Annotated in this window: 20 protein-coding genes; 5 read left to right on the top strand and 15 right to left on the bottom strand. The window is 72.0% G+C overall.

Annotated elements, in window-relative coordinates; genetic code table 11:
• The first annotated feature begins 2 nt into the window (after positions 1-2).
• Positions 3-842 carry a polyphosphate kinase 2 gene (gene ppk2 / locus MET2598_RS0120180; protein WP_012331476.1) on the top strand — a complete coding sequence of 280 codons (840 nt, stop codon included), beginning with the start codon at positions 3-5 and terminating at the stop codon, positions 840-842.
• A gap of 270 nt (positions 843-1,112) precedes the next feature.
• Here the strand turns inward: ppk2 and fabI are convergent, their stop codons facing one another.
• The 11 genes from fabI to MET2598_RS0120125 form a co-directional block, all read right to left on the bottom strand.
• Entirely contained in the window at positions 1,113-1,895 is a 783-nt protein-coding gene (gene fabI / locus MET2598_RS0120175; RefSeq protein ID WP_012331477.1) for an enoyl-ACP reductase FabI, read from the bottom strand.
• 22 nt (positions 1,896-1,917) lie between these two features.
• Positions 1,918-4,227, bottom strand: coding sequence for a DUF3141 domain-containing protein (locus MET2598_RS0120170; RefSeq protein WP_012331478.1), 2,310 nt, complete (start codon positions 4,225-4,227; stop codon positions 1,918-1,920).
• Between the two features lie 196 nt (positions 4,228-4,423).
• The gene (locus tag MET2598_RS0120165) at positions 4,424-4,921 is read right to left on the bottom strand and encodes a hypothetical protein (protein WP_012331479.1); all 498 of its coding nucleotides are present in this window, start codon (positions 4,919-4,921) and stop codon (positions 4,424-4,426) included.
• Positions 4,922-4,937: 16 nt separating this feature from the next.
• A complete protein-coding gene (locus MET2598_RS0120160) occupies positions 4,938-6,140 on the bottom strand; it encodes an acetate/propionate family kinase (RefSeq protein WP_018262112.1) in 1,203 nt (400 codons plus the stop codon).
• 2 nt (positions 6,141-6,142) lie between these two features.
• Complete coding sequence (locus MET2598_RS0120155; protein ID WP_012331481.1) at positions 6,143-7,117, bottom strand: phosphate acetyltransferase; 975 nt, start codon at positions 7,115-7,117, stop codon at positions 6,143-6,145.
• A 262-nt stretch (positions 7,118-7,379) separates the two neighbouring features.
• Positions 7,380-7,919 carry a GNAT family N-acetyltransferase gene (locus MET2598_RS0120150; RefSeq protein WP_018262111.1) on the bottom strand — a complete coding sequence of 180 codons (540 nt, stop codon included), beginning with the start codon at positions 7,917-7,919 and terminating at the stop codon, positions 7,380-7,382.
• 180 nt (positions 7,920-8,099) lie between these two features.
• Positions 8,100-8,282, bottom strand: coding sequence for a hypothetical protein (locus tag MET2598_RS0120145; protein ID WP_012331483.1), 183 nt, complete (start codon positions 8,280-8,282; stop codon positions 8,100-8,102).
• Between the two features lie 49 nt (positions 8,283-8,331).
• Positions 8,332-8,973, bottom strand: a complete 642-nt coding sequence (locus MET2598_RS0120140) for a 3-oxoacid CoA-transferase subunit B (RefSeq protein ID WP_012331484.1) — start codon at positions 8,971-8,973, stop codon at positions 8,332-8,334.
• A gap of 4 nt (positions 8,974-8,977) precedes the next feature.
• Positions 8,978-9,625 carry a CoA transferase subunit A gene (locus MET2598_RS0120135; RefSeq protein ID WP_018262110.1) on the bottom strand — a complete coding sequence of 216 codons (648 nt, stop codon included), beginning with the start codon at positions 9,623-9,625 and terminating at the stop codon, positions 8,978-8,980.
• A 247-nt stretch (positions 9,626-9,872) separates the two neighbouring features.
• On the bottom strand, positions 9,873-10,292 hold the full coding sequence (locus MET2598_RS0120130) for a hypothetical protein (protein ID WP_012331486.1): 420 nt from the start codon (positions 10,290-10,292) through the stop codon (positions 9,873-9,875).
• A 71-nt stretch (positions 10,293-10,363) separates the two neighbouring features.
• Positions 10,364-10,777: a hypothetical protein gene (locus MET2598_RS0120125; RefSeq protein WP_018262109.1), complete on the bottom strand. Its 414-nt coding sequence runs from the start codon at positions 10,775-10,777 to the stop codon at positions 10,364-10,366.
• A 349-nt stretch (positions 10,778-11,126) separates the two neighbouring features.
• Between MET2598_RS0120125 and MET2598_RS0120120 the strand changes: the two genes are divergently transcribed.
• Positions 11,127-11,345, top strand: a complete 219-nt coding sequence (locus MET2598_RS0120120) for a hypothetical protein (protein ID WP_012331488.1) — start codon at positions 11,127-11,129, stop codon at positions 11,343-11,345.
• 338 nt (positions 11,346-11,683) lie between these two features.
• On the opposite strand, the gene MET2598_RS0120115 is transcribed toward MET2598_RS0120120, so the two are convergent.
• Together MET2598_RS0120115 and MET2598_RS0120110 are read right to left on the bottom strand one after the other, a co-directional pair.
• Positions 11,684-12,115 (bottom strand): hypothetical protein, encoded by a 432-nt coding sequence (locus tag MET2598_RS0120115; protein ID WP_018262108.1) that lies wholly within the window; start codon positions 12,113-12,115, stop codon positions 11,684-11,686.
• A gap of 29 nt (positions 12,116-12,144) precedes the next feature.
• Complete coding sequence (locus tag MET2598_RS0120110) at positions 12,145-13,275, bottom strand: AraC family transcriptional regulator (protein WP_026190835.1); 1,131 nt, start codon at positions 13,273-13,275, stop codon at positions 12,145-12,147.
• Between the two features lie 961 nt (positions 13,276-14,236).
• Between MET2598_RS0120110 and MET2598_RS0120105 the strand changes: the two genes are divergently transcribed.
• Both MET2598_RS0120105 and MET2598_RS0120100 read left to right on the top strand, forming a co-directional pair.
• A complete protein-coding gene (locus MET2598_RS0120105) occupies positions 14,237-14,620 on the top strand; it encodes a c-type cytochrome (protein ID WP_012331491.1) in 384 nt (127 codons plus the stop codon).
• Positions 14,621-14,754: 134 nt separating this feature from the next.
• The gene (locus MET2598_RS0120100; RefSeq protein ID WP_018262106.1) at positions 14,755-16,077 is read left to right on the top strand and encodes a cation:proton antiporter; all 1,323 of its coding nucleotides are present in this window, start codon (positions 14,755-14,757) and stop codon (positions 16,075-16,077) included.
• A 47-nt stretch (positions 16,078-16,124) separates the two neighbouring features.
• Here MET2598_RS0120100 and MET2598_RS0120095 read toward each other — a convergent pair whose 3' ends face one another.
• Entirely contained in the window at positions 16,125-17,498 is a 1,374-nt protein-coding gene (locus tag MET2598_RS0120095) for a TAXI family TRAP transporter solute-binding subunit (RefSeq protein WP_018262105.1), read from the bottom strand.
• Between the two features lie 68 nt (positions 17,499-17,566).
• Here MET2598_RS0120095 and MET2598_RS41355 point away from each other — a divergent pair, with 68 nt between their 5' ends.
• Positions 17,567-17,815, top strand: coding sequence for a hypothetical protein (locus MET2598_RS41355; protein ID WP_157182214.1), 249 nt, complete (start codon positions 17,567-17,569; stop codon positions 17,813-17,815).
• Positions 17,816-17,876: 61 nt separating this feature from the next.
• Here the strand turns inward: MET2598_RS41355 and MET2598_RS0120090 are convergent, their stop codons facing one another.
• Positions 17,877-18,980, bottom strand: a complete 1,104-nt coding sequence (locus MET2598_RS0120090) for an AraC family transcriptional regulator (RefSeq protein WP_026190834.1) — start codon at positions 18,978-18,980, stop codon at positions 17,877-17,879.
• Between the last annotated feature and the right edge of the window lie 409 nt (positions 18,981-19,389).

The following is a 19,389-nucleotide window of genomic DNA, read 5'->3' as shown; positions in this document are numbered from 1 at the left end:
CCATGGACGATACCGACCAGGACCTGCTGGCGGAGGCGCACGACGAGGCGGTGCCGGCCTCCGAGGCCGGCCGGCTCAAGCGCAAGCCCTACGAGCGCGAATTGCGCAAGCTCCAGGTCCAGCTCTGCCACCTGCAGAGCTGGGTGCGGGCGACCGGCGCGCGCATCATCGTCGTCTTCGAGGGCCGCGACGCGGCCGGGAAGGGCGGCACCATCAAGGCGATCACCGAGCGGGTCAGCCCGCGCGTGTTCCGGGTCGCGGCGCTGCCGGCGCCCTCCGATCGGGAGAAGAGCCAGCTCTTCCTGCAGCGCTACATCGCCCAGTTTCCGGCCGGCGGCGAGATCGTGATCTTCGACCGCTCCTGGTACAACCGCGCCGGCGTCGAGACCGTGATGGGCTATTGCGACGAGGCGGAGCGGCGGCGCTTCCTCGCCCTCTGCCCGCAGATCGAGCGCTTCATCACCGGCGGCGGCATCCAGCTCATCAAGTTCTGGCTGGAGGTGGGGCGCGCCGAGCAGAAGCGCCGCTTCGAGGCGCGCATCGACGACCCGTTGCGGCAGTGGAAGCTCAGCCCGATGGATCTCGAATCCTACCGGCGCTGGTACGAGTATTCCCGCGCCCGCGACGCCATGTTCGCCGCCACCGACACCGACGACCTGCCCTGGTACGTGGTGCGCTCGGACGACAAGCGGCGGGCGCGGCTCAACTGCATCGCGCACCTCCTGCACCTCATCCCCTACAAGGAGCTCGAGGCCGAGAAGGTGACGCTGCCCAAACGGAGCAAGAAGGACGCCTACGACGACACGCTGCGCGACCGGCGCTTCGTGCCCGAGCGCTACTGATCCCGACGGTCACGTCGCATGCGCCATCCGACGGATGGCTTCGCCATGCGGATGTCGGCTTCGCTCAGGCGCCGCGCAGGCTCGTGATCCGGGATCCGCTTCGATCAAGCGGATCCCGGATCATACGCGGTCCGGACGTGATCGTCCGGACCGCGTATCATCGGGAGGCACGACGGCCCGATGCGTCGGCATCCTGGGCCGTTGGCGCGGGGCGGGCGGCGCGGTCGCCGTGCGCGCCCCGATCGGGCGGGGCGCGATCGGCGGCCGGGCTCAAGCCATGATGCTGAGGCCGCCGTCGACGTAGACCGTCATGCCGGTCAGGCGGGCGGCGTAGGGCGTCGTCAGGTAGGCGGCGGTGAGCCCGACATCGTCGATGTCCACGAGTTCGCCGATGGGCGAGCGCTGGATCGCCTCGTTGAGGAGGAGGTCGAAATCCTTCAGGCCCGAGGCGGCGCGGGTCTTGAGGGGGCCCGGCGACACCGCGTGGACGCGGATGTCGCGGTCGCCGAGCTCGTAGGCGAGGTAGCGCACGGCGCTCTCCAGCGCCGCCTTGACGGGTCCCATCAGGTTGTAGTTCGGCACCACCTTGCTGGCGCCGTGGTAGCTCATGGTGAGCAGCGTGCCGCCCTCGTGCATCAGCGGCGCGGCGAGCCGCGCCATGCGGATGAAGGAGTGGCAGGACACGTCCATGGCGATCCCGAACCCCTCGCCCGAACTGTCGACCAGCCGGCCCTGCAGGTCGGCGCGCGGCGCGAAGGCGATCGAGTGGAGCGCGATGTCGAGGCGGCCCCAGCTCTCGGCGATCTGCCGGAACACCGCCTCGAGCTCCCCCTCCCGCTGGACGTCGCAGGGCAGGAAAAGCGGCGCGTCGAGTTCGCGCGCGAGCGGCTCGACGAAGGGCCTCGCCTTCTCGTTGAGGTAGGTCAGGGCGATCCGCGCCCCGAGCCGCCGGAAGACGCGCGCGCAGCCGTAGGCGATCGAGTGCTCGTTGGCGACGCCGAGCACCAGCGCGTTCTTGCCCGCAAGGGCGTTGCCATCGGGGATCTGCGTCATGGCTCTGTCTCCGGAGCGGGCGTCAGCCGGCTCTGCGTTGACGGGGGGCGGGCTCGGGCGCCGGAACCGCCGCGGGGGCCGGCCCGAGGAGGTCGCGCAGCCGCGGCATCACGGCGAGCTGCTCGGGCGCGAGGTCGAGCCGCGTCGTCAGGCGCTCCAGGATGTCGAGGAGGCGGCGGCGCTCCTCGGCCGTGCGCAGCAGGTCCGGCAGGGTCGCCATCGCCCGCTCGGGCGCGTGCGCGATGATCTCCGCCTGCTGGCGGACCACCCGGGCCGCCGCGCTGGCCGGCAGGTCGAGCAGGCCGATCTCGCGGCCGGCGATCTCGCGGATGCGCTTGAAGGTGGACAGCCGCCGCTCGCTGCCGAAGCGCGACACGAGGAGGCCGGCCCGCACGGCCGCCTCGGTGAAGCCGCCCTCGGCGATCCGGCTCAGGGCCTCGGGCGGCGCCGCATCGATGGACGGGGCGACGGCCGGCTCCGCACCGGGCGGCGCGACCGCGCTCAGCGTCGCGTAGACGGTGAAGAACAGGTTCTCGACCGCGGCGTCGCGCATCTGCCGGTAGAAGTCCCACCCGGCCATGATGCCGGCCGCGGCGCCGCGCTCGCTCGCCGCCCAGGCCCCCGCTTCGTCCCGGTGGACGCGGTGCCCCCTCACCAGATCGGCACAGGGGCCGAGGCAGGCGAGGGCCGGGTTGAGATCGGACAGGGCCCAGCGCCGCGCCCGCAGGGGGTGCAGCGCCCGCGACAGCGCCCCGATCTCGCGCGGCACCCAGGCGCTCAGCACCGGATGCACGAAGGTCTCGTAGGCGGCCGCATTGAGCTCGGAGACCCGGCTCACCGCGGCGAACGGCACCTCGTCCTTGCGCGCGTATTTCTGCAGCGTCTGAAGGTCCTCGACCTGCAGCTCGCGCAGGACCGCATCGTAGCGCACCCCCCCGTCGGCGCGCTCCTCCTCGACCTTCATGCCGTAGAGCCCGGGCGGAAGGTGCTCGATGTAGTCGAGGAGGTCGACGATCTGCGCATGCTCGCGGCGCGCGACGCCGGCCGAGACGAAGATGCCGAGATGCCCGACGCTCTCGTGCATCAGCCCGACGATGACCTGCCCGTTCGCCTTGAGGTCGGCGGTCGTCGGGTAGAGGTCCGCGACCCAGTTGAAGGCCTGCTGGGGCGGGGTGATGTTGTCGCCGAGCGAGGCGAACAGGATGATCGGCGAGCGGATCGCCTTCAGGTCGAAGGTTCTGCCCTCCGCCCACTCGGCGCTGCCGGAGGCCAGCCGGTTGCCGACGAACAGGTTGTCGACGATCCAGCGGATCTCCTCCCGATTCATCAGGAAGTACCCGCCCCACCAGCGCTCGAATTCCAGGTAGCGCGCCGGCTCGGTGTCGATCTTCGAGAAGAGGTTGTAGGATTTCCCGAACCACGTGTTGGCCGGGTTCAGGTACTCGAAATTGTCGACGAGGTGCGCGCCGTCGAAGACGCCGCCGCCGAGGTCGCTGGCGAGGAGCGCCGTCCAGCTCCCGCCGAGCATGCCGCCCGCGTAGCGCATCGGGTTCTCGGCGTCGTTGCCCGCCCAGTAGGACATCGGCGCGCCGTTCACCACGATCGGCCCGGCGCCCTCGGGATCGAGCGCGCCCACCAGCATCGCGGCCCAGCCGCCCTGACAATTGCCGACGATGACCGGCTTGCCGCGCGTCGGGTGGCGCTCGCGCACGAGGCGCAGGAAGGCCGCCTCGGCCTGCGCGACGTCCGCCAGCGTCTGGCCCGGGACCGGCTCGGGGAAGAAGATCACCACGTAGACCGGATGACCGGCGCGCAGCGCCATCCCGACCTCGGAATCCGGCTTGAAGCCGCCGATGCCCGGCCCGTGCCCCGCCCGCGGATCGATGATGATGTAGGGGCGCTTCTCGGCGTCGCTCGGCCGCTCCGGCGGCGGCAGGATCCGCGCCAGGGCGTAGTTCACCGGCCGGGCGAAGCGGCGCGCATCGGCGACCACCTCGTAGGGGAAGGCGAGGAGCGGCGGCTTGCCGGCCGCCTCGTGCGCCAGCCAATTGTTGCCGCGCTGCCGGAGCGTGTCCCAGAACAGGACCGAGCGTTGGGCGAAGTCGGTCCAGTAGGTGATCGCGTCGCCGGCCGCCTGCGCGGGCGTCCGGGGCGTCAGGGCCTCGATCCAGGCGCGGTTCGCCCCTTGGACCGCGTCCAGATAGGCGTCCAGGGCCGTGGCGCAGCGTTCGCGGTAGACCTCGGCGATGCGCAGCTGGAGCGGGAGCAGCGGCTGCAGGCTGCCCGTCGTCGGAGCTTGCCGAGGATATACACGTGTTCCTGGGTCTGCCATGGCCCTCATCCTGTCCCGGTTGCGTGCGCGGCGGCGGGCGGCCGCGCGGCGCCTTGCTGCCCCAAATTCATGATCGCGCGCCGATGTCTCGGTCCCAGAGCACTTTCCGACGAAGTGGATGCCGGTTCGTCGCGGAAAATGCGGCAGGATCAGAGACCTAGAGCAGTACCCGATTGCAACGTGATCGGGTGCCGCTCTAGTGGGGCTTGGTCTCCCAGGTGAGGAAGAACCCGACATCGCCCGGCATCCCGTCCGGCCAGTCGACGATCATCGCCTTCAGGCCGTAGCCGGCCGGTTGCAGGCGGTCGCGCCAGAACTCGTAGGCCTGGCGCGGGCGGCCGGTGAGGGTCTCGGCCCAGCCCGCCTCCGCCCCGTTGATGGCCCGGCCCTTGTCGGTGCAGATCAGGTTCGGGAAGCGCATCACCAGGAGCTCCTTCTGGCCCTGCTCGGCCGCGATGCGGAGCTTGTGCAGGAGGCGCTGCGTGATCTCGCTCAGCTTCTCGGGCGTGAGATCGAGGGGTTCCGCGAGCTGCTTGGCGAGTTCGGTCCGCGCCTTGGTGGCGCGGTCCTGCCCCTCCATCTCCTTGAGGGCCTTCGCGGCGCGCATGCGGGCCGAGTAGGCGGCGAGGTCGTCCGCCGACATGAACGGATCGTTGCCGATCACCGCGTCGGGCTTGGTCGTGAGCGTCTCCATAGCGGTCTCCATGGGGTCAGAGCGCCGGCTGGCGCGCGTCGTCGAGCACCGCGCGCATCCCGCGCGCGATCATCGTCTCCTCGTCGGTGGGGATGACGAGGGCCTGGGGTCCGGGACCGCGCGTGATCAGCGGCCCGCCCGCCGCGTTCGCGGCCTCGTCGAGCCGGAAGCCCGCCCAGGCGGCGCCCCGCAGCACCTCGGCCCGGGTGGCGGCGTCGTTCTCGCCGATGCCCCCGGTGAAGACGAGGCCGTCGATGCCGCCCAGGGCCGCCACGAGCGAGCCGAGCTCGCGCCCGATCCGGTAGACGAAGAGGTCGATGGCGGTGCGCGCGCGGCGGTCGGTGCCCGCCAGCGCGCGCAGCGTCCGCATGTCGTTCGACAGGCCCGAGACGCCCAGGAGCCCCGAGCGGGTGTAGAGCATCCGCTCCAGCGCGTCCGCGTCGAGCCGCATCTCCCGCAGCAGGTAGAAGACCGCGCCCGGGTCGAGGCTGCCGCAGCGCGTGCCCATCGGCAGCCCGTCGAGGGCCGAGAAGCCCATCGTGGTCGCGACGCTGCGCCCGCGGTCGAGGGCGCACAGGCTCGCGCCGCTGCCGAGATGCGCCGCGATCACCCGGCCCTGCGCGAGGACCGGGAAAGCGGCGCCGAGCCGCTCGGCGATGAAGGCGTAGGACAGGCCGTGGAAGCCGTAGCGGCGCACGCCGCGATCCGAGATCTCGGCCGGCAGCGCGAAGAGCTGCGCCACCTCCGGCTGGCCGCGGTGGAAAGCCGTGTCGAAACAGGCCACCTGCGGCAGGTCCGGGAATTGCCGCCGCACGACGCGGATCGGCTCCAGGTTGTGGGGCTGGTGCAGCGGCGCGAGCGGCACGAGGCGCTCCAGCGCCTCCAGCACCGCGTCGTCGACCCGCACGGGCGAGCTGTACGCCGTGCCGCCGTGCACGACCCGGTGCCCGACCGCCGCCAGCCGGTGCTCGCTCCGGTGGGCCCGCAGCCACGCGGCAATCTGGAGCAGCGCTTCCTCGTGCCCGAAGCCGCCCGCCTCGAAGCACGCGTCGGCGACCACGGCGCCGGCGCGGTCGCGCACGATCATGTGCGGCCCGCTGCCGAGCCCCTCGAACAGGCCGCGATAGAGGCGGCGCGGGGCGCCGTCCTCCCCGGGCTCGAAGACCTGGAACTTGAGGCTCGACGAGCCGGCGTTCAGCACGAGCGAGGCCGGGATCATGGCTAGACCTCGGGCAGGGGCTTGGCCGCGCGCTGCGCCGCCGCGAAGAGCGAGGCGACGGCGCAGGAGGCGAGCCGCGTCAGGCGCGAATCGGCCCGGCTCGTCAGGATGATCGGAACCCTCGCGCCGAGCACGATCCCGGCGGCGTCGGCATCCGCCAGGAAGGTCAGGCTCTTGGCCAGCATGTTGCCGGCCTCGAGATCCGGCACGACCAGCACGTTGGCCCGGCCGGCGACCGGCGAGCGGATCTTCTTGATCGCCGCCGCGCCGAGATCGATGGCGTTGTCGAGGGCGAGCGGCCCGTCGAGCACCGCTCCGGTGATCTGGCCGCGATCGGCCATCTTGCAGAGCGCCGCGGCGTCGAGGGTCGAGGGGACCTTCGGGTTGACGGTCTCCATCGCCGACACGATCGCGACCCGCACCGTCTCGATCCCGAAGGCCCGCGCGAGGTCGATGGCGTTCTGGACGATGTCGCGCTTCTCCTCGAGACTCGGCGCGATGTTGATGGCCGCGTCGGTGACGATGAGGGGGTCGTCGTGGCTCGGCACGTCCATCACGAAGCAGTGGCTGAGGCGGCGCGCCGTGCGCAGGCCGCCCTCGCGGCGCACCACCGCGCCCATCAGCTCGTCGGTGTGGAGGCTGCCCTTCATCAGGGCCTCCGCCTCGCCCGCATTCACCAGCGCCACGGCCTTGGCGGCGGAATCGTGGCTGTGGGCCGCCTCGACGACGCGGTAGGCCGCGAGATCCTTGCCGAGCGCGGAGGCGGCCGCGGCGATCCTCTGTGGCGGGCCGACCAGGATCGGGTCGATCAGGCCGAGATCCGCCGCCTCCAGCGCCGCGCCGAGCGAGGCTTCGTCGCAGGGATGGGCGATCGCGACCTTCAGCCGGGGCCGCGCCCGCGCGGCGGCGACCAAGCGCTCGTACTTCTCGTGCCGGCGGTGCCGGGCCGGCGCCTCCTGCGTCGTCGAACTCGCCACGATGCTCTCTCCTGATCGGACAGGGCGCACGGTGCGCCGCCGATGGCCGCGCGGCCGGACCGGCCTCGGCCGCGAACCGGAGGGGCGCCCGCGCCTTCCCGATCACCCGCCCCCCGGCGGCGTCCGCGGGGCAATCTTCCAGAGGACGCGCCCCGCCGCTTGATCGGGCGGGACACCGGCGCGGCGGCTGCGATCGGCCCGGGACCGCGCCGGCCGGGAGCGGCGCCGCGGCGCTGGCGGGTGCGGGACGCCCGAACTCCCGTCAGCGCAACCGGAGCACGACGTGGACCGTCCGGCGCTCCCGCCGCATCTCCACCGGGGTCCCGCAGCGCCTGAACAGCGCGAGCATGGGAGCGTTGTCCGACAGAACCTCGGCGGTGAGTTCGGAGAGGCCGCTCCCGCGCGCCAGGGCGATGAGGTGGCGCATCAACGCGGCGCCGACGCCCCGGCCCTGCCACGCATCCGCCACCGCGAAAGCGAGCTCGGCCGTGCCGGGCGCCGTGACGATGAAGCGGCCGCCACCGACCAGGGTCGGGGCGCCGCCCGCCTCCGCCTCCGCCACCAGGGCGACGTGCTCGCGGAAATCGACATTCACGAAGTAATCGACCTCCCGCTCGCTGAAGCCGCGCCTGGGCGCGAAGAAGCGCAGGGTGCGCGAGCGCTCGCCGAGGCCGGCGAAGGCGGCGAGCAGGCCCTCCCGGTCCCCCGGCCGCAGCGCCCGGATCGACAGCGCCTGCCCGTCGCGCAGGTGCTCCATGGCGGCGTAGTGCGGTCCCGGGCCCGTGCTGGCCTGCTCCGTCATGGCGGACCTCGAATGTCGGAGGGGCGGCGCGCCGATCAGGCCGGGCTCGGGCGCCTCGCACCGGCGGTCATGTCTCGTGACCGCCGGTGCGATTCGCGAATCGTCGCCGAGCCTGCGGCCTGCTGTCGACGGTGCGAGATGGTCACCGGCCCGATGCGTCAGCGTCCCGGGCCGCTGGCATCAGTAGCGCCGCACGCGCACGGCGCGCGCGCCGTAGACGCCGCGGCGCACGCCGACCGCCCCGCGCGGGCCGACGCAGCCGGCCCGGTAGACGCCGCGCGCGCAGACGACGGCCTCGGCCTCGGTCGGCGCGAGGGCGACCAAACTCGCGAGCAGACCGGCGACGATGAGAATGATCCTCATGGGCAATTCTCCTCCTTCTCGCGCGTCCCCGCGCGGTGATGGGCTTCCCTCACGTGCCCTCGGTGAGGGCGATGGCGAGGTCGGCCTCGGTGGCGGCGCGCACGGCGTCGAGGCTGACGCCCGGCGCCGTCTCGACGAGGGTCGCGCGCCCGTCCGGAAATGCGATCACCGCGAGCTCCGTCACCAGGAGGTCGATCCGCCTCTCGGCCGTGAGGGGCAGCGTGCATTCCCGAACGAGCTTGGGCCGGCCCTTCGCGGTGTGCTGCATGGCCACGACGACGCGCTTGGCTCCCGTCACCAGGTCCATCGCGCCGCCCATGCCCGGGACCATCCGGCCCGGCACCATCCAGTTGGCGAGGCGCCCGGTCTGGTCGACTTCGAGGCCGCCGAGCACGGTCAGGTCGAGGTGGCCGCCGCGGATCAGCGCGAACGAGGTGGCGCTGTCGAAGGCCGAGGCGCCCGGAAGCGCCGTGACGGCCTTGCCGCCCGCATCGGTCAGCCAGCGCAGGGCCATGCCGGGCTCCGGGACCGGGCCGGTCCCGATCAAGCCGTTCTCCGATTGGAAGAACACCGTGAGCCCGGGGGGGACGTGGTTCGCGACCAGGGTCGGGATGCCGATCCCGAGATTCACCAGCATCCCGTCGCGGAGTTCGCGGGCGATGCGCTTGGCGATGACGACGTGCGGATCCATCGGTTCACCCGCAGGCGATGACGTGATCGACCAGCGGCGCCGGCGTCACGACGTGGTCGGGCGCGATGACGCCGGTCGGGACGATGTGCTCGGCGCACACGATCACCGTTTCGGCCGCCATCGCCATCAGCGGATTGAAGTTCCGCCCGGTCAGCGCGTAGGTGAGGTTGCCGAGATAGTCGCACAGGAAGGCCTGTATGAGCCCGAACTCGGCGCGCAGGGCCGGTTCGAGCAGGTAATCGCGGCCGTCGACGGTGATCCGCCGCTTGCCCTCCTCGACGAGGGTGCCGATCCCGGTCGGGGTGAGGATTCCGCCCAGGCCGCAGCCGCCCGCCCGGATGCGCTCGGCCAGCGTGCCCTGCGGCACCAGCTCGACCTCCAGTGTCCGCGCGATCATCCGCGCCTGGGTCTCGGGATTGAGCCCGATATGGCTGACGACCGCCCGCCGCAGCGCCCCGGCCGCCACGAGCTTGCCGATGCCCCGCCCGGGCGCGGCGGTGTCGTTGGCGATGACGGTGAGGTCCTGCCGGCCCTGCCGGACGAGCTCGTCGACGAGCGGCTCGGGCGTGCCGACGCCCATGAAGCCGCCGATCATCACGCTGGCCCCGTCGGGGATCAGGGAAACCGCCTCGGCGAGTGAGCTGATCCGCATGGGAGACTGCCGCTCGGTGATGAGGGAGGGTGCGGTCGCACCGCCGGCCCGGGCGGGCCGGGCTGCCCGTGCCGCCCGGCTGAGCGGTCCGGGGGGCGCCGGCAACTCGGCCCCGCGACCGGCGACGGGCGAGGATCCGTCGTGCGCGCCTCGGCGCGCGACGAACTCTCGGCATCGGCTCCGCCGTCCGCCCGAACGGCGGCCCGGTCACCCCGTCCCCCGGACAGGGCTGCCCTGCGCGCCCCGCTCAGTAGACGGCGGCGGCGCGCACGCGGCGGTAGGCGAACGGATCCGTCCAGGCAGGAACCCTGACGACCACGACCGGAGGCGCGGGATCGAAGGGCAGGAGGGCGGCACTGAAGGCGATGAAGCCGGCCGCCGCGCGCACGTCGTCGGGCTGCCGCGGGTCGCGGGAGATCCGGTCGGCCTCCCATTGCAGGCGCAGATTGCACCGGCGGGACGGGAGCCCGCCCGCCGGCGTGCAGGCGTCGTGGCGGGCGCAGGCCGCATCGAGCGCATCGACCGGCGGCAGCGGCGCCCGGTTCCCGAGGCCGCAGTAATTGCCGTGCATCAGCAGGCTCGGCGCGAGCGGCGCGGCGGGCGCCTGCGCCAGCGCGGGCGAGGCCAGGCCGAAGGCCAGGACGATGGGCGTGAGTTCACGGATCATGGCAGGCCTTCCTCCACTCTGCGGCCATCCCCGGGCGGCGCCCGCCCCGGCGGGCGCCGAGGAGCGACCGCTCAGTAGCCGTAGGGGCGGCAGACACCCGACGCGGCGTCGTAGTAGCGGGACGGGCCGCATCCGCCGTAGGTGGAGCCGTAATAGCCCGCCGCCGCGGCCGCCGCGGCGCCGGCCGCCAGCCCGTAGCCGTAGGGACGATAGCGGTAGCCGTAGGCGCCGTAGCCGCCGCGGTACCCATAGCGGCCGTAGCCGCCGCGGTACCCGTAGCGGCCGTAGCCGCCGCGGTATCCGCCGCGCACGCCCGCCACCCGTCCGCCGCGGAAGCCGCCGGCACGGACGCCGTGGAACCCCCCTCCGCCCCGGAACCCCCCTCCGCCCCGGAACCCGCCGCCGCCGAAGCCGCGCGCTTCGGCGGTGATGCTGGTGAGGATCAGGGCGGCGATCGCGGAGGTGACGATGATGAGGCGCTTCATGGCGTCGTGTCCTTGACCTAACGGGCCGGCCGGCACGGGCTGCTGGCCGCCGATCAGGAGCTCGGGATCGGCAGCAGCTCCGCCGGTCATTGCGATGTGAACGATAATCTTGGCGTGCCTTGGCGCTTGATCGGACAGGACAGCCGAGATCGCAGTCGGACTGAACGTCTGGATTGCAGCTGGATCCACCCTGCACTACGCTCGACGGCGTTCGCTCATCGACCCTCACGCGCCAGCGCGGCGGGTCCGCGTCGCTGCGTCAGAGACGTCCCGCCTGGAGACGGTCGGGGCCGGGCGACGCGGGCGAGTCACGCGGGTTCGGCGCGGCATCGATTCGGTCGTAACAGAAGTGCCGTCATTCGAGATCAGGGTCACGACGGGAAGCGCGGGGGCGATCCTGCGCGCCGCGACTGAGCGCGCGGCGGCCGCCAAGGCCGAGGGGCTCATCCGCCGGGCGCACCATCGCGGCGCCGCCATCGCGGTCGCGGTGGCGGGCAACGACGACCAGGCGGTGCGCCGCATCGAGCTCTACCTGGCCGACGTCATCTCCGAGGTGGAGCGGGCCTGACCGCCGAGCGGGACGGCGCCCGGCACGTCCGGCGCCGAACCCCGCCGGCCGGCTCGCCGGCGCGGTCCGGCGCGACCGCGGCGGGACACGGCCCGCGCCCCGGCGGCGTCGCCGCGGGCGGACCGGGCGCCGGCCTGGGGGCGAGTCCGGCACCGATCGGCAGGCCGACCGTGGCGCCCGGCTGCGCGAGGGCCGGGCCGGCGAGGCCGGCCGCGAGGGTCAGGCAGACGAGGGGCAGGCAGACGAGGGTCAGGCGCATCGCTGCGGGTCTCGGTGAGGGGGCCGCGCGGAACCGGACCTGGGGCGGCTCTCGGCGGCCGGCGCCGGGCTGCGCGCCGTCAGGGGCTCGAGCAGCGCCGGTACTCCACGCCCGTGGGGTCCTGATCGCCGTAGTAGCGCTTCAGGGTTCCGTTCGGCCCGAGCGCCAGGAGAACCCTGACCTCGTTGACGGCGACGACGTTCGCGCAGTCGAGGACGAGCCGCTGACGGTCGCTCACCGGGCGCACCGACTTGATGCGGCAGGACGCCATCGGCGTCCTGAGGCGGTTGCCGGAGACGATGAAGGCCGGCGCGAAGATGTCGAGCGGCGTCTTGAACGACGTTCCTTTCCCGGCGGATGAGTACACCTCCGCACAGTCGCGCCCGCCCAGCACCCAGGCGCCCTGGTAGCCGGCGAGCCCGGCCGGCGCCGCCGTCGCGCGCGTGCCCCCGGCCGAGGCGAAAAGGGCCAGGCCGAGCGCGGCGGCACGAACTCCGTGTGCAGGTCCCATCGCGGATCTCCTCCCTCACGCCTCACGCCTCACGCGCCCGCGGCAGCGCGACGGCCGTCGCTCATCTCGCCGCCGCCCGGTTCTCGCCGCTGCTTGCGCCACGCGCTCGGCGTCGTCCCGGTCCAGCGCCGGAAGGCATGGGTGAAGGCGGCGGGCTCCGAGAATTCCAGGGCGACGGAGATCTCCGCCAAGCTCAGGTTGGTGTCGGCCAGCAGCTGCTTGGCGACGGAGAGGCGCGTCTCGTTCGCGACCGATCGGAAGCTCGTTCCCTCGGCCCTCAGACGCCGGCTCAGCGTCCGCCGGTGAACCGCCAGCGCCTCCGCGGCCTGGCGCGCGCTCAGCTCTCCCTGCGTCAAGGTGGCACGCAGGTGCCGGCGCAGCTCGTCCGTCAGGTCCGCGGGCATGCTGGCCGCGAACTGGCGGATGCGCTGCTCGGCAAGCTTGCGCACGATCGGGCTCGCGTCCCCGATCGGCCGCCCGAGGAGGCGCGCCGGGAAGGTCAGCGCCGCGATCTCCTGTCCGAAGCGGACGGGAGCGCGAAAGACATTCGCGTAGGGCGTCGCATCGTGCGGCCCCAGGCGCGGCAGCAGCACCTCCTCGGGCGCCCAATCGCCCCCGCAGAGGGATCTGATCACGTTCGTCATCGCCGTGAGCGCCCGCTCGCAATGGAGCGCGATCCCCTCGGCCTCGGGCCGGTAGGGCGAGTAGCTGGCGATGGCGAGCGGGCCGTTCACCGCGACGCGGATCACGGCCCCTCGGTTGAGAAGACCGTGATGCGTCTCCAGCACCCGCAGGGCGTCACCGACCGTCTCCGAGTTCCTCATCAGCACGCCGAGCAGCCCGAGCGAGGCCAGCGTGGTGCGCTGGCCGACCAGGAGGCCGAAATGCGGACAGGCGCTCCGGCGGGCGGCGAGCGCCATCAAGCGTCCGAGACTCTCGAACGAGAGCGCCCCGGCTCCCTCCAGGCATCGCGGGCCGATGCCGCTCTGCACCAGCAGCGGAGCCGGCTCGATCCCGAGCGCCACCAGAACCTCGCAGATCGCCTCGACGGCGCTGCCGTGAACGGCGGCAGGGGCGGCCGGGCGCGGAGGGATGCTGGTCTCGGCACGCCTCGCCTCCGGCCGCGATCGCTCGCAACTCCAACTGATGGCTGACATCATGCCCACTCCTCCCTTCTTCGGTGCCGATGCTGCGGTCTTGCTGCGACGCATGATGACCGAACGCCGCTTCGATCGGCCGCCCCCGCCAAGTACTTTACCCGAGCCAAAACGCAGTTGCGCGAAATACGACCCCGACCAGCACTCTCTGTCGGATATGATATGAAGCAAAATTCGGAGATGATACTTAAAAAATTCAGTCGTTTGGCAACGAAACTGAATTCGTCGCCACGCCGACCGTCTCACCCGGTTCCGGCCGAGCGGGATCGGTGCGGCAGGAGCCGCGCCATCCGGCCTCGTCCGAGCGATGACCTCCTCGCCCCGCCGGGTCGGAGCGAGGACTGACCTGATGGCGCGGTCGGAATGCCCATGCGTCCGGTCCACCTGCCGGCCGCTGCTCTGAGGCTTCGAGCCACCGTCTTGCCTGGCACAATCGTATGTTTCTCGATGCTGTGGTCCTTGACATAAGTCAATATCTGTCCGGTCTGACCACCGTGAGCGCGATGAAGAGGCTTGCCAAACTTCACAATTGATATTGAATCGGGCGCTGCCAGAGGTGGAACCCTGACATCTTGCAACGGATCGCCTCCTCGAGGGCGTGGAGGGTCCGGAGGTCGCCTCCGCGGTGATGGGCTGCCGTTCCGGATGGGCGCGGGTCGCGGCGCATCGCGCGGCCGCACCCGCCGCGCAGCGGGAGGCGGACCGGGATGCCGGTGCCGCGCGAGCAGGCCGAAGGGGCCGACACCCTGCGATCCTGCCGGCCTTTCGACGCGACCATCGGAGGGCGCCGGGCGCAGCGAGGAGATTTGCGTTCGGCGCCGCTTCAACCTGATCTACATCAAGGCGGCGAGCGACGATTCCGCCCTGATAGGATCGCGAGAGTTCAGCCGAGGCCGCAGCGCCGATCGATGCCGAGGGCCACGCCCAGGCGTCGCGCCGGCGCTGCCATGCGGGGAGGCAGGCGATGCACCGAGGACGCGGGACGCCGAAACACCGTCCGGACCTCCTGTCCGGCTCGACCCGCGCCCTCCTCATCCTCACCCTCCTCGTCGCGGGCGCGGACCGAGGCTGGTCGCAGGACAGCGTTGCCCGGGGGCGCCGCCTCGCCGACGATCTCTGCGCCGAGTGCCACCGCGTCGATTCCATCTCCCGGCCGAGGGGCGGCCCGGCCCCCGACTTCGTCGCCGTCGCGCAGGCGCCCTCCACGACCGGCGTCGCGCTCAGCGTCTTCCTGCAGCAGCATCACCCCGGGATGCCGAGCTTCCAGCTCTCGCGCGAGGAGCGCGACGCCCTCATCGATTACATCCTCAGCTTGCGCTCCCGGGCCTCCGGCAGCGGGCAGCCCTGAGCGCCGAGGCCTGCGGAGGGGCTCGCTTCGCGCCGGGCGGCGGCATCGCGTCGGACGAAACGTCCCGCACCCCGCACGCGTCCGGAGATCGAGGCAGGCGCAACGGGAAACACTCTCGGTCGGGGATCTGGCCTATGTACCAGAATATCGCCATCCTGTTCGCGTTCGTGTTCGCCTACAGTCTGGTTGCCGCGCCGCTGGAGCGCACGCCGGTGGCCGGCGCTCTCGTCTTCACGGCATTCGGGCTCGCCCTGGGACCGATGGGCCTGAATCTGCTGGAGATCGGCTCACGCGCGCAAGTCCTCAAGACTCTCGCTGAACTGACGCTGGCGCTGGTGCTGTTCATGGATGCGGCCAACGCGGATCTCGGTGTGCTTCGGCGCTCCTACGCGATCCCGGTCCGCCTGCTCCTGGTCGGGCTTCCTCTCACGCTGGTGCTCGGCACGGCGGCCGCGTACCTGCTGTTTCCCACGATCGGCCTGCTCGGCTGCGCGCTCCTCTCCACCATCCTGGCCCCCACCGACGCCGCGCTCGGGAAGGCCGTCGTCACCAACCCGTCCGTGCCCGCGGCCGTTCGCGAGGGCCTGAACGTCGAGAGCGGCCTGAACGACGGGATCTGCGTGCCCGTCCTGCTGATCCTGCTCGCGCTGGCCGCGGATCGGGCGGCCGACAACGACCACCTGCAGCTGGTGATGTCGCACTTCGTTCGGGAGATCGGCATCGGGCTCGTCACCGGGGTCGGGCTCGCGGTGATCGGCGTCTGGGGGCTGCGATGGGCGGAGCGCCGCGGCTGGATGGGCACCGGGTGGCGCCAGATGCCCGCCGTCGCGCTGGCGATCACGTCGTTCGCGGCCGCGCAGGCGCTGGGCGGCAGCGGCTTCATCGCATCCTTCGTGGGGGGGCTGGCGGCCGGCTGGATGGCGCGGCGGCGGACGGTGAAGCACGAACTGCTCATGGCGGCCGAGGGCGCCGGCAACGTGCTGGCGCTCCTCACCTGGGCGCTCTTCGGCGCGACGGTGGTCAGCGAACTCGCGCCGCGCCTCGGCTGGGAGATGGTCGCCTATGCCGGCCTCAGCCTCACGGTGATCCGGATGGCTCCCGCGTGGATCGCGCTGGCCGGCTCCGGTGTGGACGCCGGCGGCAAGGTGTTCCTCGGCTGGTTCGGCCCGCGAGGGCTGGCCAGCATCGTGTTCGCCGTCCTGGTGCTGGATGCCGAGGTGCCCGGCAGCGACCTCATGGCGGCCACGGTTGCCTGCACGGTGATCCTCAGCGTCGTGGCCCATGGCCTGACCGCCAATCCGCTCAGCGACGCGTTCGCCCGCCACGCCGCGAGGCGGAGCGAGCCGCGCGGGGCGGCCGTCGCGCCGGGGCAGGCCGGCGCGCAGGTCCCGCGGCGTCGGGGCGCGGCCGCTGCCGGGGAGCCGCTCGCGAGGGATTCCCTCTGGCCTCACGCCTGATCCGGGATCCGGTTGACCCAAGCGGATCCCGCGCGCGATGGCCGCGATCAGGTGGGAAGACCGGCCTCCCGGCCCGTCCGGAGCGGCTCACGTCTTTGCAGCGCGACGTCTCCGGCGGCTTCCGCGCGGCGCGCCGACCGGAGCGCCTCCTCCCGCTTCGTGAGCGCCTGGTCAACGTAGTCGACCGCCAAGTGGATCACCGCGGCCTGGTGCTCCTCCAGGCGGCCGCGCGCCGCCTGCGACGCGATCGTGGCGACCGCCTCGTCGAGGCGGCTGCGGATCCTCTCGAGATCGGACAGCGTGCTGGCCCGCGCGATGGACGAGATCATCTCGTGCGCGCGGGACAGGATCGTGGGAGCATCCTGGACGCGCGGGACGCCGAGGAACCGCAGGATCGCGGCCAGTCCGGAGCCCAGCAGCCCCAGGATCATGGGACCGTAGAAGAGCCAGTCGCCGTAGCGCTCCATCAGGGTGGTTTCCTCGCTGTCGTAGAACGCCCTGGCGCCGGGATGAACCGGAATGACGGCGTCCTTGTCGGTGCTGGCAGCCTCCACCAGCGCGGCGAGCGGGGCATCCGGCGTGAGCTTCTGGCGATTGTCGAAGAGATGGCGGGTGAGCTGCGTGATCACGTCGTTCGAGACCTCCCGGTCCGCGACCAGGAAGGTCGCGACCTCGAGCGTCGTGAGGCTCTCCGCGGGCAGCGTGGGCGAGCCGCCGAACTGGCCGGCTGCGATCTCGGTGGCCTCGTAGACCGGGGTCGCCGCCGCGATGGCCTCGGCCTCGCTGATCTCCAGGAAGGCGAGTTCCCGGCGGCTGGCGCGGCGCACGGCCGCCCATTTCTCCCTCATCCTCGCCCCGCGGGTGGCCGGCACCGTGAACAGCAGCGCGTCCACCTTTCGGCTCCTGATCGCGTCCGAGATCTCGATCGCCGATGGCGGGACGGTCCTCGCGTCGACGGAGACCGCATAGTGATTGCGCAGCGTCGCGACGATCTGATCGTTGGCGTTGGGCGGGCCGACGACGCCGAGCACCCGGCCTCTCAGGTCGGCGAAGCCGGCGATCCTCGTCTTGCTCAGAGCGACGATCACCACCGGATCCTTGTGCAGGATCGCCACGGCGCGGACCTTCTCCGAGACCGCGCCGTCGCCGCGCACGACCGCGAGCTGCGCCTTGCCCTCGGCCAGCCGCGCCAACGCCTCGGTCGGGCCGGAGGTCGGGATCACGGACAGGCGCGCCGGAGCGCCGCCCTGGGTGAGGGCCCGGCTCCAGGCGGCGATGAGCACGGCGTCGTCGAACTCGGCCGGCCCGACCGCGACCGACAGGATCGCCGGCTTCGAGAGGTGGCGCCACGCCGCGACGGCCAGCCCGGCGACGAGGCAGAGACCCGCAGCGACAACGAGCCAGCGCACCGTCGTGCCCATCGCCCTGCCACCTGCGACCCGCCTCGCCATGACGCTCAATGACCCGGGCGGCGTCGAGAAGCTTGATCGTGCGGGACAACGCGCCGCCAAGACCGAGAGCAGCGCTGATACGCGACCCCGGTCGGATCCTGATCGCCGTGGACGCGCGTGAGACCGCCATTCGGCACGGCTGCCATGAGAACCGCGACCGCGTTGGCTGCGACCCCATTCCCGCAGTCGCGCCCGCTCAACAACCGCGCGCCTCGGGAACCCGAGAGATCGGCCTGGGCCGCCGCCGCGACGCCGAGACCGAGCCCGGCGGCACGCGCGAAACCTGAGAGGCTGATGGCGGCCCTCTCCCGAATCGCGCGCCGCGGACCGCGGATCCGCGCAGGGCCGCTACTTCGCCCATCGTTCGTTGCGCCACGCGCTCGGCGTCATGCCTGTCCAGCGCCGAAAGGCGTGCGTGAAGGCGGCGGGCTCCGAGAATTCGAGCACGGATGAGATCTGCGCCAAGCTCATGGTGGTGTCGGCCAGCAGCTGCTTGGCGATGCCGAGCCGCGTCTGGTTCGCGATGGACCGGAACGTCGTTCCCTCGGCCTTCAGGCGGCGGGTCAGCGTGCGCTGGTGGATCGCCAACGTCTGGGCGACCTGATCCTTCTCGATTCGCTTCTGCATGATCCTGGAGCGCACGCGCCGCCGGACCTCGTCGGTGACGTCGGACGGGAGGATGGCCTCGCATTGCTGGATGCGCCGCTCCACGCTCGCGCGAATGAGGGGATTGGCGTCCTCCACCGGCCGCTTCAGGAGCCGTGCGGGGAACACCAGTGCGGCGATCTCCTGCGCGAACCGGATCGGGGCCCGGAAGAAGCCCGTGTAGGGTGTCGTGTCCGGCGGCTCGAGCCGCGGCAGCAGCACCTCGTCCGGGCTCCATTTCGCGCCGCACAGCGCGCGCAGGACGTTGGTCAGGGCCGCGACGGCCCTCTCGCAGTGGAGCGCGACGCCGTCGACGTCGGACGCGTAGGGGGCGTAGCTCACGGTCGCGACGGCACCATCGACCGCCAGCTCGATCATGGCGCCGCGGTTCAGGAGATCGTGGTGCGTCTGCAAGGCCTGCAGGGCGTCGCCGATCGTCTCGGAGTGGCGCATCAGCGTCCCGAGCAGGCCGAGCGAGCCGAGGGTGGTGCGCTGACCAACGAGGAGGCCGAAATGGGCGCACCGCGCCTGGTCGGCGGCCAGTGCCGTCAGGCGGCCCAACGCCGCGAAAGAGACCGTTTCCACCGTCTCGAAGATCTGGGCATCGATCCCGGCTTCTTCAAGGACAGTTTCAGGATCTAGCTCAAGCTCTAACAGTATATCGTAGACGGCCTTGACTGCGAAGACGTGGGTGAAATTGAATGGGATAGACGGTGCGCTGAAACATTTTGAATGTTTTGATATAAGACCCTTCTGAAACTCTGGGTCGCGGTCTTGATTGCCACTCGACGGCACATCGGAAGGCATAGTCGTGCCTCCAGTGCTTCTGGATCAGGGCCGTCATGTAGATCATAAATGGGGCGGCTTCGCAATACAGGTCTCAAGAACATGGCCGTGCCGCGGAATGCGCAGGTGTCAGCGAATTGCGCCCGATCTTATCCGGCGCGAGGCGAATAGCCGTGGCATGGACAGGCCGTGGAGGCTCGGGACGGGGACATCGGCCCCGTTCGCGCGGGCGCGGGTCCCCGATCGTCCCGCTCCGTCGACGCGCGGCGGGGACGAGCGGCCGGTCCCGGGCCCCGACGGGGATCCGCGCCTTCCGATTCCGGCCCCGTCTCCGCGCGGACCGACGCGCCTCGCATCTCCCTCGGCGCGCTGCCCTCACCCCGTGGCGGGGAGCGGGCCGGGCAGGGGGTCGACGACGCCGCGATGCCGA

Source organism: Methylobacterium sp. WSM2598 (genome assembly GCF_000379105.1).
Classification (GTDB): Bacteria; Pseudomonadota; Alphaproteobacteria; order Rhizobiales; family Beijerinckiaceae; genus Methylobacterium.
Note: the sequence above shows the minus strand (reverse complement) of the source record. Positions and strands in the feature narration are given on the sequence as shown.